The sequence below is a fragment of the Cardinium endosymbiont of Dermatophagoides farinae genome (assembly GCF_007559345.1).
Taxonomy (GTDB): domain Bacteria; phylum Bacteroidota; class Bacteroidia; order Cytophagales; family Amoebophilaceae; genus Cardinium.
This window is the reverse complement of record NZ_VMBH01000001.1, coordinates 374,898-393,691: the sequence shown is the minus strand read 5'-3', so window position 1 is coordinate 393,691 and position 18,794 is coordinate 374,898. Positions and strand designations below refer to the sequence as shown.

13 protein-coding genes and 2 pseudogenes are annotated in these 18,794 nt (G+C 37.6%); 13 read left to right on the top strand and 2 right to left on the bottom strand.

What is annotated here, in order from left to right; genetic code table 11:
• Positions 1–91: 91 nt before the first annotated feature.
• From FPG78_RS01820 to FPG78_RS01770, 13 genes and pseudogenes are all read left to right on the top strand, one after another.
• Positions 92–673, top strand: coding sequence for a hypothetical protein (locus tag FPG78_RS01820; RefSeq protein WP_144086355.1), 582 nt, complete (start codon positions 92–94; stop codon positions 671–673).
• Positions 612–1,127 carry a hypothetical protein gene (locus tag FPG78_RS01815; protein WP_144086354.1) on the top strand — a complete coding sequence of 172 codons (516 nt, stop codon included), beginning with the start codon at positions 612–614 and terminating at the stop codon, positions 1,125–1,127. The genes FPG78_RS01820 and FPG78_RS01815 overlap by 62 nt, the downstream gene beginning before the upstream one ends.
• Before the next feature lie 46 nt (positions 1,128–1,173).
• Positions 1,174–1,989 (top strand): AAA family ATPase, encoded by an 816-nt coding sequence (locus FPG78_RS01810; RefSeq protein ID WP_144086353.1) that lies wholly within the window; start codon positions 1,174–1,176, stop codon positions 1,987–1,989.
• Positions 1,887–2,984 (top strand): PD-(D/E)XK nuclease domain-containing protein, encoded by a 1,098-nt coding sequence (locus FPG78_RS08550; protein ID WP_186292405.1) that lies wholly within the window; start codon positions 1,887–1,889, stop codon positions 2,982–2,984. Before FPG78_RS01810 ends, FPG78_RS08550 begins: the two co-directional genes overlap by 103 nt.
• 619 nt (positions 2,985–3,603) lie before the next feature.
• Positions 3,604–4,311 (top strand): C2H2-type zinc finger protein, encoded by a 708-nt coding sequence (locus tag FPG78_RS01800; RefSeq protein WP_186292404.1) that lies wholly within the window; start codon positions 3,604–3,606, stop codon positions 4,309–4,311.
• A gap of 162 nt (positions 4,312–4,473) precedes the next feature.
• On the top strand, positions 4,474–8,652 hold the full coding sequence (locus FPG78_RS01795) for an alpha/beta hydrolase family protein (protein WP_144086350.1): 4,179 nt from the start codon (positions 4,474–4,476) through the stop codon (positions 8,650–8,652).
• A 144-nt stretch (positions 8,653–8,796) separates the two neighbouring features.
• Complete coding sequence (locus tag FPG78_RS01790; protein WP_186292403.1) at positions 8,797–9,312, top strand: ankyrin repeat domain-containing protein; 516 nt, start codon at positions 8,797–8,799, stop codon at positions 9,310–9,312.
• Between the two features lie 55 nt (positions 9,313–9,367).
• Positions 9,368–9,424, top strand: a pseudogene (locus tag FPG78_RS08375) (hypothetical protein); the annotation flags it as partial.
• Positions 9,407–9,877: an ankyrin repeat domain-containing protein gene (locus FPG78_RS08315; protein WP_420888390.1), complete on the top strand. Its 471-nt coding sequence runs from the start codon at positions 9,407–9,409 to the stop codon at positions 9,875–9,877. The pseudogene FPG78_RS08375 and the gene FPG78_RS08315, both read left to right, overlap by 18 nt.
• A 220-nt stretch (positions 9,878–10,097) precedes the next feature.
• On the top strand, positions 10,098–11,414 hold the full coding sequence (locus tag FPG78_RS01780; RefSeq protein WP_223261947.1) for an ABC transporter transmembrane domain-containing protein: 1,317 nt from the start codon (positions 10,098–10,100) through the stop codon (positions 11,412–11,414).
• 35 nt (positions 11,415–11,449) lie between these two features.
• Entirely contained in the window at positions 11,450–12,094 is a 645-nt protein-coding gene (locus FPG78_RS07525; protein ID WP_255431701.1) for an ABC transporter ATP-binding protein, read from the top strand.
• 19 nt (positions 12,095–12,113) lie between these two features.
• Positions 12,114–13,466 (top strand): HlyD family type I secretion periplasmic adaptor subunit, encoded by a 1,353-nt coding sequence (locus FPG78_RS01775; protein ID WP_144086347.1) that lies wholly within the window; start codon positions 12,114–12,116, stop codon positions 13,464–13,466.
• A complete protein-coding gene (locus FPG78_RS01770; protein WP_144086346.1) occupies positions 13,463–15,562 on the top strand; it encodes a type I secretion system permease/ATPase in 2,100 nt (699 codons plus the stop codon). Before FPG78_RS01775 ends, FPG78_RS01770 begins: the two co-directional genes overlap by 4 nt.
• 52 nt (positions 15,563–15,614) lie before the next feature.
• On the opposite strand, the pseudogene FPG78_RS01765 reads toward FPG78_RS01770, so the two are convergent.
• Positions 15,615–17,153: pseudogene (locus FPG78_RS01765) on the bottom strand (YifB family Mg chelatase-like AAA ATPase).
• A 15-nt stretch (positions 17,154–17,168) separates the two neighbouring features.
• Positions 17,169–18,458 (bottom strand): tyrosine--tRNA ligase, encoded by a 1,290-nt coding sequence (gene tyrS, locus FPG78_RS01760; RefSeq protein WP_144086345.1) that lies wholly within the window; start codon positions 18,456–18,458, stop codon positions 17,169–17,171.
• Positions 18,459–18,794: the final 336 nt, after the last annotated feature.

The following is an 18,794-nucleotide window of genomic DNA, read 5'->3' as shown; positions in this document are numbered from 1 at the left end:
GTAACCTTAAGTTTTAACTTTTAACAAATTCAAATCAAGTGTTCGGTAGCAGTAGCCTTTTAAAAGAAGTCTAATCAACAGATATACACCTATGACTACATCTGATATCAGTGCTAAGAATACTAAAAACGAAATATTCGAAGCTTACCAAGAAGTTTTACAACAACTAAAAGAATCTAAAAAGAGCAACAAAATGGCTGTTCAACCTAAACCAAGTGAACAAGTAATGCTTAACCGGGCTGCTCAGCAAACTCCTGATGGAATTATCAATGATATAGCTGGGCTAAAGTTGTTGATAGGAAAATCTTTAGAAACTTTGGAAAATCAGCTATTGAATGAGCAGAAAAAACTTGCCGAATTACAACAAGCCATTACACTAAAAACAGCAGAACTGGAAGAAACGTATGGGATTCAAAAAAACGCCGATACCTTAGCAGCGCTCCTGCAAGCGCATCAGCAACGAAAAGAAACCTTTGAACAAGAAATGGTGAAACAACAAGCTATTCTTGATCAAGAAATGGCTCAAAAACGGTCTCGATGGAAAAAAGAGCAAGAAGAAATAGAAGCTTACCAAAAAGAACAAGCTTTAAGCCAAAAAACTATAAGACAACGTGAAGAGGAAGCCTATATTTATAAACGGGACATCGAACGACAAAAAAATCACGATCAATAATATATCAGAAAAACAAGCTTTAGAAAAAGAACTCGTTGAACAACGTGCTTTGCTCGAGAAAGATTATGCGGAGCGAGAAGCGAAAATACAGGCCAAAGAGCAAGAATTTGAAAGCTTAAAGAGTCAAGTTGAAACTTTTCCTCTAAAGCTTAAGCAAGCCGTGGAAGAGACGGAACAATCTGTAACCAATCGTCTGCAATTTCAGTATGATCATGAAATCAAACTCATGCAGAAAGAAATGGAAAGTGAACAGAAACTATACCATCAGCGTGTCACAGGACTTGAAGCCAAAATTGCTCAACAAGAACAACATATCAAGGAGCTTACCGAGAGTGCGCACCATGCCAGTCGCCAAGTCCAAGAAATTGCTGTTAAAGCGATTGAAGGTGCTGCTCAGCAACCAGCCTATCCGCCCCATTACTTAGATAAAAATTTAGAGAGCAGTAAATCTTAGGCTATGCATAACATGTCTGGATCGCTCTAAATAAAAGGAATAGGATATGGATTATAAAAAAGAAGATAAAAAACTAAAAAGAGCGGCGCAACAAGTAGATATTACTGAAAGTGTTCAAATCCCCATTGGGAAATCCAGTGTGAAGCAGATGATAGATGCTGGATTTTATGCAGATAAAACCGCTTATATCACTAAACTTTTTAAAGATGAGGGTACCTATTACTTCTTTATACGGCCACGTAGATTTGGTAAATCTCTACTCCTAGACACTATAGATCAAATCGCCAAAGGCAATAAAGCATTATTTAAAAGATGTATTATTTATGCAGATAAAACCTATAAGTGGAAAAGATATCCAGTGATTTGGTTGAATTTTTCGGAGTTAGCCAAAAGCAGTCCAGAGATGTTAAACAAGAGCCTTAATAGAAGATTATGTGATATTGCAGAGTTTTATGATGTACAAAATAGGATAAATATTTCAGTAGAGGAAGCATGCGAAGACTACCTAAAGAGGGTAATTAATTTGTTGAGTAAACTGGAAAATTATGAATCTACCCCTATTATCTTAGTCGATGAATATGATAGTCCGTTAATTTCTTGCGAAAAAGAGCAGTATGAAGCGGTACTTGCTGTGCTTAGTTCATTTTTTAAAGTTTTAAAAGGCAGTCAGAAAGACTGTAAATTTATTTTTGTAACAGGCGTAACTAAATTTCATTTATCTGGCCTTACCTCAGGGCCAACTCAGCCAATGACATATCCTTGCATGAGGATTATGCAGAGATATTGGGCTATACAGAAGAGGATATTGACAGCTTATTTCTTAGCAAGGATACAATTGTTCATCCAGTACTTGAAAAACTGAATAGAAAAAATACCCAGGAAGAAAAATACACACTTATTCAACTAAAGCAAGCGTTAAAAGACTATTATAATGGCTATTGCTTTACAATAGATAAAATCACAAGCGTTTATAACCCAGACTCTATATTAAAATTCTTTAAAGATAAATCATTTGGTAATTACTGGTCTAACTCTGGTAATCCTGCCATCTTACTACAACAAATAAAAAACAATATCAATAGATTTACTGTCCTTTGGGATCAATCTAGTTTTCCAATCAGTCAGCTAGACTTTGAAACCCCAGCAGGCGCTCTTTTCGAGATAGCTTTATTTCCTTTAATGTACCAAACAGGTTATCTGACCTTAGACCCTAATGGATTTAAAGCAGACACACGAGCAGATAAAAACGCAACGGACTACTATTTAAAGTTTCCAAATCAGGAAGTGCAATCTGCTTTAAAGCTGACTTTATCTAGGTTTGTAGTTCAAAAACAACAGGAAACAGGAATAGCATATAGCGATTCTATTTTAGAAGCATTAAGAAATGAGAAGTGGTGTGGCTTTTTAAATCTTATTAAAGGGGCTTGCTTATCTAAAGCAGGTTACCATTTTCTAGATAAAACAGAAAGGAGCTTTCATGGTGCTTTATATTCCTTTTTAAATGGTGTTTTTCATATCACGGAGGGGATGCAAGTGAATGCTGAGCTAGCGAGTGGATTAGGGCGTTTGGATATCGCCCTAGAGGATAACCTACACCAAACCGCTTACATTTTTGAGTTAAAAGTAGGAAAATCAGTTTCAGAAGCGTTACAGCAGATCTACGATAGAGATTACAGCATGTCATTCCATACATGCGCTAAAAAAGTATGCGTAGGGTTAAAATGTGATCCTGTAAGACTCAATATTACAGAAGCAGCTATTGAAGTACATCAACGCAATAAAGAACATGCCTTTCAGGTGATGCCACGCAAAAACTTTACGGTTAACGCTATGGGGTATTTTCAAGAAGTAAGGTAGAAAGACATGGAAAACGATACTGTCTTGTTTTCATAGGATACCTGTTCATCATTCCAGCCATTTCCAAGGGCATGCTTTTGCACAATCCTGTCCATCGAGTAAATGGACAATCATAATCTTTTTCACTTTAACCGTTCTTAATAATTTCCTCAAACTATTTTCTTTTTACTAATTTTTTTAATAGCATGATAGTTAAAGAGAAGTAGTCAAATTTTTGTATTTGTTTAGGCTGAATGGATACAAGAAGGCCTTAGCCAAACAATTAAATAAGCGTCTTGTAGAAAAAGCGTTACAGTCAGAAATAGATACGCATTTAGGTCATTAAGTATATGCGTATTTAGATACGCAATGGATTTTATAACAAGGTTTTATGCTTTTTTTTTACTGTTTATTTTTGCATCTTTTTATATACGGTTGCAATAATATAAGCATATAAGCAATCTTAATGCTGCAAATCAAACATCTAACTTGTACAGTTCTGAATCAGGTTATGATGGTGTTGACGTAACAAACAATCAATCAGTAATAGATCTAACATCTAATGTTATATTGAATGAATGGCATAAGGTGGTTGCTTCAATCCGGGATCGCAATGTCAATTTGCTTAAAGCAATCTTTTTTGACGCTAATTAAAGAGCTCAAGCAATCCAATAATAAGTATATAGCCAAAATTTCAATGTTAAAGATACAAGATGAAAAAGGAAACACCTTAATGCATATTATAGCGGAAAAAGGATACCATAATTTTTTAAAACTGATCTTAGGGTACTTATATACATGTTCATCTAAAAATCTAGAAAATATAAAGCACGATATAAAGAAAATTTTAAATATAAAAAATAACGAGTCATATACTGTGCTTCATACTGCAACTATACATAATCATAAAAGTTTTATTAAGATTTTGTTCGATCATGGATATATATCAAAGGATAACGCAGAGGATGCTATTCTTGTTGCACTTGAGTTTACTAATTATCCTGCCAACAATGCGGTTAAATTGTTACAGGAGTACATTGAAAAGCAATATAACAGTAATGATATATTAGAAGAGATTGTTCAATCCACTATTGTCAATCAAGGTAATGACTTAACAGAAGAAGATAATAATATTAATCATGTAGCAAACAATGGGAGAACCCCATGTACGGTTGAAGGATGCAAGAAAGATTTCGTCAAACGAGAGTCCTTATCTCAGCATATCAAAATCGTCCACAAAGGTGAAAGAACCCCATGTACGGTTGAAGGATGCAAGAAAAATTTCTATAGTCGAGGTAACTTATATAGGCATATTAAAAGCGTCCACAACGTAATATATTTCAACTAATTTTGCTACATCCATAACTGAATCCTTTGATAATTTGGTAAAAAACCTTACATATAGCTTTATATTCAAATTTAAAACTCAAAGGAGCTTTTTTAACAGATTGCTTCACTAATCTAATCCAGAATTCAGGTTACTAAAATGGAAAGGCAGACAGACAATCAAATGAAAACAACTAGTGCCAACCAAAAAGGAGAAAATATTTTTGCTCCCTTTTCAGGGCAACTAGCAGTAGATCGAAATCTACAGTATATACCTACACGTACACCTAGTGAATTAAAAGAATATATAACAACTAAAGTATCTAAAAGGAAATCAAAAATTGATGCATTGAATAGCGCAGTAGGCTATCCTTCTCCTTATCATTTTGCTTCATTCGCTGAGAAAGCATATGAAGACTATAATAAAAAAACAACAAAAGAAGATGAAAAAGGCTTAACCGATGGATGGCCGGATGAACCGCCCGATGACTGGTCATTATTTACTACTTCCAAATTTGCTGAGAAAGCAGATGAAGCCTACAACGAAGAAACAACAAAAGAATATGAAAAAGGTTTACCAGATGAATGGGAATTATTGACTATTGCCAATAATCCTGGTATGCTTAATGGTTATTTTGGTGCAGCTTATTGGCATCCGGAAAGGGAACAAATTGTTATTGCCCATCGAGGAACTGAGCCTACGAATTTAGGGGCAGATTGGACTGACATAAGTGGAGTGATTTTTGGCAGATATGTTGATCAGATGAATGCTGCTAGTACATTTTCGCACCATATTCTGAGTGTATTAGAAACAGTTAACCAAGAGTACGGTACAAACTTTAAAATGGACTTTACCGGTCATTCGCTAGGCGGATGGCTCGCACAGATTACCACTTTTACAGTAAAATATCTTACTGTAGATGCTACCAACAGCTGTTTTGTAAAGGCAGATCAAGAAGGTTACCATGCCCACACGGTAGTTTTTGATAGTCCTGGCTGTAAGACAATGTTAGCTCAGATGCAGGACAGTTTTGCTGTGAGATATGATAAAGATCATGCACTTCCTATAACTACTTTAGATATTAATAGCTATCTATCTGCTCCAAATCGAATTAATACTTGCAACGCACATGTGGGAAAAATATATCGCATTTTTGTTGATCTTTCAGACATGACATATTTAAAATCATTGTTTTCCTATAACACAGCAACGCATAGTATTGATAAAATACTAAAAACATTTGACCCTGAAACAGGTCAAGTTTATAAAGATGAATCAGGTAGATTAAAAATACAAGAAGTAGTAGATTGGCCAGTTGATAGCTATTTTGGAGGAGAATACAAAGCGTTTTTTAAGTGGGCAAAGCATCTTAATAAATATCATCCAGACCCAAGATCAGATGAGTTTCAAACTGAACTGCGTAGAAAAAAAGGTTATTATCCTATTAGGTATCAAACTAAAACGTTTAACGAGCGAGCATGTAGCATTAATGTTTGTAGCCAATCGGAACAAGAAGTTTTAAAAAGTTATGAATTGCTGCGAAAATTTCCTAAGCTGTTTAATCCTGATTCTTTATTCAATCTGATTAGCGATGACACCGTCAAGGAAGAGGTGATACAGACATTAAATAGTTTTACTATTAAAAATGATATGATCAGTTGCGACTCTGCTGAAAACAAAGACAAACTCATTGCTTTAGTTAAATGGTTAGGGAAATTTTATTCCAATATAGTAGATGAAATAAAAAGGCAAGTTTCTGTGAAAGGGTTTAAAGATCAGGTATATCAACATCACTCTAATCAGTATCTTAAAGATATTAACAGCATTCTAAATCAACTGGATTTTAAAAATGATGACCATGCAGTTAAAGGCATACTAAAGAATTTCTTGGATAGTACCGATCAACAAGTTTGGCAGGTAGCTATTCAAGAAGATACCCGTTTATGTTTGTTTAGGGTATATAAAATACTAGAGCAAATAGCTCCAGAAGAACTAGCATTGAACCATTATTGCGATAAAAATAATCATACCATACTAAAACTAAGTAAACTATTGACAACCAATGAGATCATTGGTATACAAAGTCTGTTGGAATCAAAAACAGCTCCTCATCTGTTAATGGTCGAGTGTAATCCAAGTGATGTAAATGAACCTGAAGTTAAAAAAGTATTTACCAGTTTGTTCCAAAAAGTCAAAGATGGTGCTTTGAAACGTTCCATTAAGATTATTTTAATCACTAAACAAGATAATAGTGATAAGGGCTTACTTTTTAAAACACTCATCAATCAAAATTTAGATAATCAAAAATATATTGCAACAAAAGATCAAGGTTTCACTTGGAATGACTTAGCGCCTAAATCACAGGAAGTGCTTCTAGACAGATCAATACAATTCCAAGGAAAAAAGACAAGTATAAGGGAATTGATTCAAAGCAATGAAATGAATCAAATATTTGATTTTAACACATTAGTAAAGCTTATCAATAATGAAAAAATTGCAATAGGAAGTAAGCCATTAGGGATTAGTGATTCAGAAGGAGCCTATACTGAATTGTTTGAAGAAATTAACGAAGATACACTGAAAACAAATTTAGAGCATAACGCATCAGAAGTAATTTATGTCATTAGTGGGATCAATAGCGAAGATCAAAGTAATGTGCACAAAGTATGCATACCTAATCTAACGTTTGCAATGGACAATAGCAACGATAAGATTGATATGCTTACCTACTCGTATGTACCAGTACCTGGCTATAAAACCATACAACTAGTTGATCGTGCGTTTCAAGAAAGTAACTTTAAGGAAGTATGTCACAATCATTCAGACAAAAAAGTATATTGGATCAAGTGGGATGGATCAAAATTTATACTACAACAACTTTATAATCCTGACTTTTATATTCAGCGAAGTTTTAATAGGGTAGATAAGGTAGTTATTAAAAAAGATGTAAAAGAATCCCTCATCCAGGTAACAGGCGATCAATTTGTATGGAGTGGCAAAGATGATAAAGAACTTAAAATATTTCTTGACTTAGCGGATCATCCATTAGATAATAATCGAATATTTGTTATAAAAGCTACAGAAGATGCAAAGGCAATATTCAATGGACTTCATGGTACTGTGCACTGGTTGGAAGTAATAACCAGTGAAAGTACTGAGCAAATTATTTGGCGTGGTTCTAAAGGTTCATTCAGCAACTTACGTGAACACATTGATCCAGATCAGTGTAAAATATCCTTAGAAGAACAAGATAGCCTACTTCAATCTATTAAAGATCAACAAGTACTCATCATTGCTGATGATCCAGGAATGGGAAAATCAACCACGCTAACGAAGCTATACCAATCAAAATATGGTTTACAGAACAAATCAAAATTAGCTGAATCGCATTGGGTTATTAACATAAATCTTAGAGATCATTTACAAGCAATCAAAACGGGTATTCATTCTGATTGTATGGATATTACTAACATAGCACAATTCTTATCCCATATTGACTCAAATTTAGCCGATCGCTTCTCCCAAAATTTACTAGGATTCGCTTTGTGTAAAAAAGAAGGCTTCCTCAAGCCTCTATTAATAACATTTGATGGTTTCGATGAAATACCAGATAAAGAAGATAGAGATAAGGTTATAGGATTATTAAAGTTGTTAAAAAATAACACCAATACCAAGATTTGGATTACCACTCGCTTGCACCATCGTGCAATGCTAAAAGATACGTTATCGACATTTGCGATAACCTTTCATCCAATAGATGATCCAACAAAAAGAATTTTTATAAGCAAGTATCTGAAGGATCGTTTAAGTTTAGTGTTAAGTAACGAAACGCTTGCAGAGATTTTTAGTAATCATGATGCAGTGCAAGAGGGTACAAAGATATGGGAATATAGTGAAGCATTGACACAAAAAATACAATCAATATTTAGAGGTGATGGATCTAGATTTATAGGAGCACCACTACAACTTTATTTGTTCTTGGAATCAAATGGTGCTATAAAAGCATTCAAAAATTGGGCAACTTATCCTGATGATCCGCCAAGTTTTGATTATCTGGGTAGTAATATACGAGACGTCTATGAAACATTCATTAATAGCAAACATGATATTTATTTAAAAAAAGCAGGCATTACACAAGAAGAAATCAAAGAGAGTATTAAGAAACAGCTTAATGACTATAGTAAAGCTTTAGCAAAGCTATCTATTTTCTCATTAGCCCCTCAAGATGATTTAGAAGTATATATAAAAAAATATAAAGGGGCAGCGCTGTCATCTGGCATCATCAAGTCTGAAGGCAGTGATTTAAGATTTATTCATCAAACCATTGAAGAATACTTTGCTACTCAAACATGTATGCATTGAGTAGAAAAAGAGGCTAAACTCTCCAATACAAATAAACAAAAATTTGTTTTAGAGCATATTTTAATAGATAAACACTATCAGTTTATCCGCTTTCTTATCAACGATGGGTTAGAAAATAAGCGACAAACATTTCCAGAAACAGTATTGGAACAATATGGAGCCATCATTAGAACATTATGGCAAAATAACCCTAATCTACTTAAGCATCAACAAGGATACACTGCATTACATATTGCAGCAAAAGAAAACAATCTAAATATTATAAGTTTTCTATTAAATAGCCTTAAAGGTGTAGATTTAGACATACTTCAGCAATTCGTTATGAGTAAAGAGAGGCGCAATGGATGCACCGCTTTGCATCTAGCAGCTTTAAATGGCCATGATGCCACTGTAACGCAATTACTAGCATCTTTTAAAGATGATCCGAAAGCTTTACAGAAGTTCATAAGCGCTAAGGACAACAATGGACGCACTACTTTACATGGAGCAGCTTTAAAGAACAATCCTACTGTTGTAGCCTCACTCCTCGAATCTTTTAGAGATGATCCGAAAGCTTTAAAGGAATTCATAAAAACTCAAGACGAGGATGGACACACTGCTTTACATGGAGCAGCCAAATGGAAACGATGCCACTCTAACGCAATTACTAGCACCTTTTAGAGATGATCTGAAAGCCTTGAAAACGTTAATACAAGATCAGGATAGGGAATGATACACTCCTTTGCATCTAGCAGCTGTAAATGGCCATACTACCATTGTAGAAGAATTACTAGCACCTTTTAGAGATGATCCAAAAGCCTTGAAGAGGTTAATAACAGATAAGAATGAGGATGGACACACTGCTTTGCATCTAGCAGCCTATCGTGGCCACGATGTCACTGTAGCGCCATTACTAGCACCTTTGAATCAGGAAACCGTAAAGGCTTTAATACAAGCTAAGGACAGCAGTGGAAACACTGCTTGTCATATAGCAGCTAAAGAGGGTCATGATAAGGTGGTAGATACATTACTCACCTATGCCAAAAATATTGACGACGGTTGGAAAACCTTCAAAGAAATAATCGAAGCGACCAGCAAGCTTGGAGAAACTCCTTTAAACAATTTCAATAATATAGCATCAGCAAATAAGATTATAGAAACGTTCATTAACCATGCTAATAGAGACCATGCTCCAGCTGAAAATAGTAACGTTGTTGTCAACAATGCAAATAGGTTTTTCATCTGATTACCATAAAGTTAATATCAATCTCTTAAAACAAGATATATGCGGCATGCCACAGAGCGACCAAGTCGCTGGCAATACTTCACCTATGGACAACACCTATCATACGCATCATACATTTGTCCAAAATAGTACAGACCATGACCCATATAGATATAGAAAGTGCGGTAACTTGTAGCAAATTATTACTAAAATTAGCAGGTATTGAGGCATCTGAGGGTATATGTCCCAGGATATTGACGCTGGCTTAAAGGCACTAAACAAAGCCTATGGCGTAAAATTAAAACAGAAAAAAATAAAACATGCTAATCTTGTAGCTGATCATGCACCCATAGCTTTTCTTGCAACTGATGGTGTCTATCGCATAGTAGCCAAAATAAATACAACGCATGCCTTAATACAACACCCACTCCAATCGCATAGCGAACTGTGGTCTAGGGAACAACTGCGGAATAATTGGAGTGGAAAAGTAATTGCTTTATCTAGTGCATCATTAAAATTTAACTGGTCTTGGTTCGTACCAACTTTTTGGGCACACCGGGCTATACTAGCGGAAGTATTATCCTTTTCCCTTGTCTTACAGCTATTAGCGCTTATACTTCCCCTATTCTTTCAGATAATCATGGATAAAGTTATAGTCTATAAAACGCACCATACTTTAGATGTATTGATATTTGGTTTAGTGGTTACGAGTACTTTTGAAGTAGTGCTTAAGGGGTTGCGCGAATACCAATATGCCCATACAACCCGTCGCATAGATATGTTACTAGGTATGAAACTAGTCAAACATTTGCTTGGGTTACCCTTACTTTATTTTAAGAATCGACCAGTTGGTTCATTGGTAACTCGTGTCTGCCAGCTGGATAGCATTAGATCGTTTTTGAGTGGCGCACTATTTAGTTTGGTGGTTGATATGAGTTTTATGGGTTTATTTCTTTTGGTAATGTGGGTCTTGTCACCTGCATTAACGAAAATAGTTTTGGCCTCTATTCCTTTTTATATCATTGTGGCTTGGCGCATTACCAAGCCACAACAGGTGCGCATGGAGATGCAATTCCAATATAGTGCAGCAAATACGGCTTTCCTAACAGAAAGCATAGCTGGCGCAGAAACTATCAAAAGTTTAGCCGTAGAGCCTCGTTTGTCCTACCGTTGGGAAATGCAAACAAGAGATCTAGTAAACGCCAGCTACCGTAGCCAAGTATTATCCTCCCTATCTCACCATATAGTTGAAGGAATAGGGAAGCTGACCAGCCTATTGATTTTATGGTATGGCGCTGGGTCCGTGATCAACCTTTCCATAACCACTGGTCAATTGATAGCCTTTAATATGCTTTATCAGCATTTTTCTACACCACTGGCTAAACTGGTTGCATTATGGGGGCAATTTATTCAGGCTCGAGTGGCAATAGATAAACTGGGTGATATACTTAACCTACCGGTTGAACAAGAAACAATAAGGCAACAACAAAGTCTACAAGGTGCTATTACTTTAGACCAGGTAACCTTTCGCTACCAACCAGGTGGGCCCTTGCCTTAGACAATATCTCATTAGCCATTCAGGCTGGTAGCCATGTGGGTATAGTAGGCGCATCAGGTTCTGGAAAAAGTACCCTTGCTCGGTTGCTTTTGAGGCTTTATATACCAGAAAAAGGAGAAATACAATTTGGTGGCATACCACTGGATAGCCTAGATCTACGTGGCCTCCGTCAGCAAATAGCTGTAGTATTGCAAGAGAATTTTTTATTCAACAGAACGGTACGGGATAACATTGCCTTATCTTTTCCTCAAGCTTCTTTAGAATCAGTGATACGTGCTGCAGAACTAGCAGGAGCGCATGCATTTATTTTACGACTCCCTATGGGTTATGATACGGTATTGGCTGAAGGAGGCAGCTCTCTATCAGGCGGGCAAAGACAGCGCATTGCTATTGCCCGTGCCCTATTAACCGACCCTAGCATACTGATCTTTGATGAGGCTACAAGCGCTTTAGATGACAAGTCTCAGGGCTTGATTCAAACCAATATGGCTAAAATAGCCCATCAACGTACGGTCATTACTATTGCCCACCGTTTGTCTACTGTGCAACATTGTGATAAGATTATCGTGCTGGAGCAAGGGAGCATCATTGAAGAAGGAAAGCATGAAACCTTATTAAGACTAGATGGCAAATATGCACTTTTATGGAAACTACAACAAGATTTACAACCAGAGACCTAAAGTTTAATTTTAGCAAACCATGAAACCATTATATGCTACTAGCCGGAAAGATCGCTATGATTCATACGAATTTTTACCTTCTTATATTGAATCGATGGAGCGTCCGCCTTCACCGAGTGCTAGGGTAACCGCTATAGTCATCAGTATATTGGTATCGCTGGCATTCATTTGGGCTTTGTGGGGTGAATTAGATATTCATGCTACTGCCTATGGCAGGCTTATCTTACCCAGCCGCTCGCAGCATATTCAACCTTATGAACCTGGTAAGATAGCAGAAATATTAGTAAAAGATGGAACACATGTTAAAGCAGGAGATAAGTTATTGGTACTAAACATAGCAGGATCTGCACAAGAGATGCGTCGCCACGAGGCACAAAAATCTTTCGGGCAATTAGAACTGGCACGCTATAAAGCATTGCTGAGTAGCCAACCCTTAAAGGATTTCATCATACCCAATGATATAGAAAAATCCATAGCAGCAAGAACTAAAGCACACCTTATGAGCACTTGGCAAGCACATCAAGCCATGTTAAACAAGTTTGATACAAACCTAGCCATTAACCGATCTGAACAAATAGCTAACCAGACCAGTATAAAATATTTACAAAAACTACTGCATAACATAGAACAACGTCTGGCCTCCAGCCGTAAACTGGCAAAATCTAACATTATGCCTAAAATGGAACTACTAGCCAAAGAAAAAGAAGCATTAGAAACAAAACTATCAATAGCTACCAAACACAAAGAGCTAAAAATATTACAAGCACGGGCCAATAGGCTGAAAAAGGATAAAATCAGCTATATAACACAAACACATAAAACCTGGCATGATGGTTTAAATAAAGCAGCAGCTGCGCTATTAATAGCAACGCAAGAATTGGCCAAAGCGCAAGATCGTAGCCGTTTACAGATCTTAGAAGCGCCACTAGATGGCATCGTACAACAACTTGCTGTGCATACCATTGGGGGTATCGTCCAAGCTGGCCAAACCTTAATGATTATTGCGCCACATGATGCGCCTAAACAAGCAGAAATTGATATTACCAATAGCCACATAGGTTTTGTTAGCCCTGGGCAATGGGTTACGGTAAAAGTTGAAGCCTTTCCTTACAGCCGTTATGGCACGATTAATGGTAAGGTACTCAACCTATCGCGTGATTCGGTTAAACGCAATAGACCTTATACTACCGAATCCGTTTTTCCAGCCCAAATTGAACTTGAACAAAATTATATCATGGTTCATGGCAAACCAGTAAGCTTAACCCCTGGTATGGCCATCACTGCTGAAATTAAAATTGGAAAAAGGCGTGTAATAGATTATTTACTTAGCCCCATTAGCGCCTATAGATCACAATCCTGTCGAGAACCATGATTAAAGGAAAATATGGTATACCAGCCTTATTAAAGGCGCCTCAGTACTTTGAAGTAATCGTAACAGAGGAAACACTTTATCATAGCCTTGGCACAGATGCGGCCCAATTAACCGCTTTGGATCTATGTAAATCAGCTAAAAAAATGGGCTTACATGCCAAATGGTATGAAAAATTTGATCGGAATCTTTTAGCATTACCTGTGCCTATACTTATTTGTTTAAATGGACAATGGAATATTATTGAAAAAATTGAATCAGATGGATCCTGTTGGCGGTATGATATAGCCACCCAAATGCGCTATCAAGAACCATTGCCTAAGATTACGCAGCATACGCCAATAGTTTTACTAGCTGAAAAAGAGCTTCAAGTTGCTGATATTACCTCTGGTATATACTGGTTTTTGCCCTCTATATTGCGGCATATAGGCCAGCTGCGGGATGTATTGGTTTTGTCTTTGGTACTACAATTGATGGCATTGGTAAGCCCATTGCTGTTTCAAAATGTTATAGATCGCGTACTAGTCAGTAGAGGGCTGACTAGTTTACATGTACTGGCTATAGCCATGTTATCCCTTGCCATAGCAGAGCCTGTCTATAGTTGCTTAAGAAGTAAAATATTTACCAACTTATCTAACAAGATACATGCTGAATGGTCGGCTAAACTCTATCGCCATCTGCTCACTTTACCATTAAACTACTTTTTGCAGAGACAAACGGGACAAATTGTAGCACGAGTAAGAGAGATGGATCATATTCGTCAGTTTTTAACTGGATCAGTCTTAATGCTGGTGCTAGATATTGTGTTTATCTCACTATTTATAGGGGTCATGTTTAGCTATGCTACCACATTAGCCTGGCTCGTGGTAGTATCTTTAATAGCATATGCCCTATTTTGGCTAATCATGAGCCAAATCATCCGTTATCGTACCACCAGAGCATATGATGCGAATGCGCTGTCTACCGCCTATTTAACTGAAACCATAACCGGTATAGAGGTGCTAAAGGCTACTGCTACGGAACCAGATTTTCTTAAACAGTGGCAGCAAGTATTGGCTGGTCAACTACGTGAGGCCTTTTCAGCTAAAAAAGTGGCCATCACAGCTGGACAAGGTATTAGCCTCATACAAAAACTTACTACTGCATGGTTATTATGGCTAGGCGTAAAGACTGTGCTTAAGGGAGAACTAACGGTTGGCGGACTGGTCGCTTTCAATATGCTGGCCAGTCATGTAACCCAGCCTATTTTACGTTTGGCACAAATCTGGCAGGACTTTCAGCATACCATGATTACCCTACGCCGTATTGGAGATATTTTATATACTGAATCAGAAACAGGAAGCAAAAGCGTCGCATCCTTGCCAGCTGTAAAGGGAAAAATAGCATTTCAGCATCTAAGTTTTCGCTACCAGGATGATACACCAGAGGTTTTAAGCAATCTCTCTTTTACGATAGAAGCTGGTACATTTATAGGGATTACAGGACCTTCTGGTTCTGGTAAAAGTACGTTAACCAGATTATTGCAACGACTACATAGGCCACAGAAAGGAAGCATCTTAATAGATGGTATGGATATAGCCATTATGGATGCCAATGCATTGCGTCGTAGCATGGGTGTAGTACTGCAAGACAACATGTTATTTGCTGGATCAATACTCGATAACATCACATTATGTGCGCCACAAGCAAGCCAAGATCAAGTGATACAAGCTGTGAAACTAGCTGGAGCGGATGGTTTTATTAATGCTTTGCCAGAAGGCTACCAGACCCATATAGGAGAAAGAGGTAGCGGTTTATCGGGTGGACAGCGTCAGCGCATTGCACTAGCTAGAGCTTTATTGAGTAATCCAAAGATCCTGATTCTAGATGAGGCTACTGCTGCCCTTGATTATGAATCTGAAGCAGCCATTATGGCTAATATAGATGCTATTTGCCACGATCGCACGGTTATCAGCATCGCCCATCGACTGGGTACCATTAAACAGGCCGATCACATTTTGGTATTGGATCAAGGTAGAATGATTGAGGAAGGTACCCATGATCGTTTACTGCAACAAAAAGGATTATATGCTAAGCTTTGGAAGCTACAAACTACCTAATAATGGTATCCATAGACCTTCTGCAAAACCTATTTCTAAAGGAAAAAATTCCTTAACTCCCCCATCCTGCTCGATCCAAGCTACGGTATTGAATGGCTTCAGCTAAATGGACTTCTGATATATTTTGACTACCTGCTAAATCTGCAATGGTTCTAGATACTTTTAAAATTCTTTCGTACGCTCTTGCTGAAAGCCCCAATTTTTCCATGGCTACTTGCAATAGCTTTTGCCCAGCCTTTGAAATAGGACAAAACATTTTAGTCATTGCAGAAGACATACGTGCATTGGTATAGAGTTGTCTATGATCTTGAAAACGTTTTTCCTGTATCTTCCTAGCCTGCACCACACGTTCCCGAATCAGATGGCTTGGTTCATTTTTTTTGGAAGCAGTTAATTCTTCAAAGAGTATGGGTACCACTTCTACATGTAGATCTATCCTATCCAACAGTGGTCCACTGACCTTATTGAGATAACGTTGCACATGAACCGTACTACACACACATTCTTTTTCAGGATGGTTGTAATAACCACAGGGACAAGGATTCATGCTGGCAATAAGCATAAAGTTAGCTGGAAACTCAATGGAAAATTTAGCTCTTGAAATCACCACTTTACCATCTTCCAAAGGTTGACGCATCACTTCTAGTACGCTCCGTCTAAACTCTGGTAATTCATCTAAAAAAAGCACGCCATGATGGGCCAAAGAAATCTCACCCGGTTGCGGGAAAGTGCCCCCTCCTACCAATGCTACATCACTAATCGTATGGTGAGGCGCACGAAAAGGCCGTATAGACAAACAGTCCATACTGGCTATCCATTCGGCCAATTACAGAATAAATTTTAGTGGTTTCTAGTGTTTCAGCCAAGGTAAAAGGAGGCAAAATAGAGGGCAACCGCTTGGCCAACATGGTCTTACCTGCCCCAGGAGGTCCAATCATAATGACATTATGACCGCCAGCTGCTGCAATTTCCAAAGCCCTTTTGATATTTTCTTGCCCTTGTACATCTGCAAAATCTACTGCATAGGCATCTGATTGCGCTTCAAAGAGGTTACGTGTATCTACCTCTACAGGATGAATGGTACGTTCCCCTGATAAGAATTCAATGGCTTCTGTAATATGGTTAACAGCAATAACCTCTATTTTACGCACAATACCCGCCTCTGGACCATTCTTTTCTGGCACAATAATACCTTTAAAGGCATGCTTATGGGCTTCAATGGCAATAGGCAATACCCCTTTTACCGGCCTCAAGGTTCCATCTAAAGCCAATTCACCCATAATCACATAGGTAGACAACCGGGATAAATTATATTGTTCTGAGGCATGTAAAATAGATAAGGCAATCGGTAGATCATAAGCAGCCCCTCCTTACGTATATCCGCTGGCGCAAGGTTTACAATCACACGCTGCCGAGGCATTGTGCATTTAATATGTTTTAATACCGATTCTATTCGGTGCTGGCTCTCTTTAATCGCATTATCTGGAAGCCCTACCATAAATAGACTCGTCCCACTTACAATACTTACCTCTATGGATATAATAAAAGCATCTACACCATATACCGCACTGCTAAAAGAGCTAGTGATCATCTTTTTATAAAAAAATTATTCAACAACAATAAGGTAGTAATTCTTTTTTCCTTTTTGCACCAATAGATAACGATTATGTAACAAGGCAACATCCGGTTTCTTATAAGGATCAGTAATCAATACCTTATTGACCTTCATACCAGATGAAGCAATTACGCGTCTTGCTTCTGATTTAGAAGGAATAATACGATTTTCCGTAGCCACAGATAATAAAGAAACCATTGTATCTACTGCCTCTAAAGCAGTTCTTGCAATAGGCACCTTAGGTATCGTGATACAGACATTCAGCAAGTCCTCTTCACTGAGTGCATAGAGCGCCTCTACTGAGTCAGTATGGCCAAAAAGAATATTGCTACAAACCATGGCTTGCCTACAAGCTGCTTCTGAATGCACCATAGTGGTGACAATCTTAGCTAGTGTTTGCTGCAACAGCCGCATTTCGGGTTTGGCCTGGTGTGCCAAAATAAACGCTTCTACCTCCTCTTGTGTACAAAAAGAAAATATTTTAATCAACTTTTCTACTTCATGATCACCACCATTCAACAAAAACTGATAGAGTTCATAAGGAGATGTTTTCGCTGGATCTAGCCATATATTGCTACCAGAGGCTGTTTTCCCAAATTTGGTACCATCCGCACGGGTCAGCAAAGGAGCAGTGACCGCAAAAGCTTGACATTGCGCTTTTTTACGAATCAGCTCAACACCTGTAGTTAAATTGCCCCATTGATCAGACCCACCCATTTGTAGGGTTACATTTTTATGTAGATAGAGATAATAAAAATCATAGGCTTGTAACAATTGATAGGAAAATTCGGTATAAGAGATACCGGTCTCTATGCGTTGCTTGACACTATCTTTAGCCATCATATAGCCAATAGGTATGTGTTTGCCTACCTCACGCAACAAGCTTAAGAAAGAAATATCTTTAAACCAATCAAAATTATTTAATAGAAGAGCCTTATTTTGGCCAGTAGAAAAGTCTAAAAACTTTTCCAATTGTTTGGCAATACAGGATTCATTGTAACGCAATACTTCTTCTGTTAAAAACAGGCGTTCTTGGCTACGTCCAGAAGGATCTCCAATCATGCCCGTAGCGCCACCCACTAGTGCAATAGGCTGATGGCCCGCTTCTTGGAAGTGCTTTAACAACATAATCGCCACCAAATTTCCTAGATGCAAAGAAGGTGCAGAAGGGTCAAAACCAACATACCCAGTAGCCATGCCGCTGCTTAGATGTTCGGCTGTACCTGGAACCATATCATGGATCATACCACGCCAGCGTAAACTGGCAATAAAATTTTTCATATCACTTAAACGAATAAAAGGATCTTAAGATAGGTAATATTATAAAACATGACAATAATAGACCTTCTGCAAAACCTATTTGTGATCAGCAGTTTTTAGGAGAAGTGCAGTCGAGCACCGCAGAATACTAAATGTATTTGAGGAGCATAGACAAGCTTCGACACCAAAATTGCCATTAGAAATAGGTTTTCCAGAAGGTCTAATGAAAGGCCATTGCAGTCAAATTTTTATAAAACACCCGATCAACCAACCAGAAAGTTGCAAAGCACAAAACAGCCAACAGGCCACAAAGTGGTGATTTGCATGCCCCTATTGTTGACTCAGATTATTTTATGT

Bases quoted from the DNA above. Each gene is read 5' to 3' on its own strand.
- FPG78_RS01780 (WP_223261947.1), top strand. From the start codon at position 10,098: ATGTCCCAGGATATTGACGCTGGCTTAAAGGCACTAAACAAAGCCTAT.
- FPG78_RS01795 (WP_144086350.1), top strand. From the start codon at position 4,474: ATGAAAACAACTAGTGCCAACCAAAAAGGAGAAAATATTTTTGCTCCC.
- FPG78_RS01820 (WP_144086355.1), top strand. From the start codon at position 92: ATGACTACATCTGATATCAGTGCTAAGAATACTAAAAACGAAATATTC.
- FPG78_RS01775 (WP_144086347.1), top strand. From the start codon at position 12,114: ATGAAACCATTATATGCTACTAGCCGGAAAGATCGCTATGATTCATAC.
- FPG78_RS01810 (WP_144086353.1), top strand. From the start codon at position 1,174: ATGGATTATAAAAAAGAAGATAAAAAACTAAAAAGAGCGGCGCAACAA.
- tyrS (WP_144086345.1), bottom strand. From the start codon at position 18,458: ATGAAAAATTTTATTGCCAGTTTACGCTGGCGTGGTATGATCCATGAT.
- FPG78_RS01770 (WP_144086346.1), top strand. From the start codon at position 13,463: ATGATTAAAGGAAAATATGGTATACCAGCCTTATTAAAGGCGCCTCAG.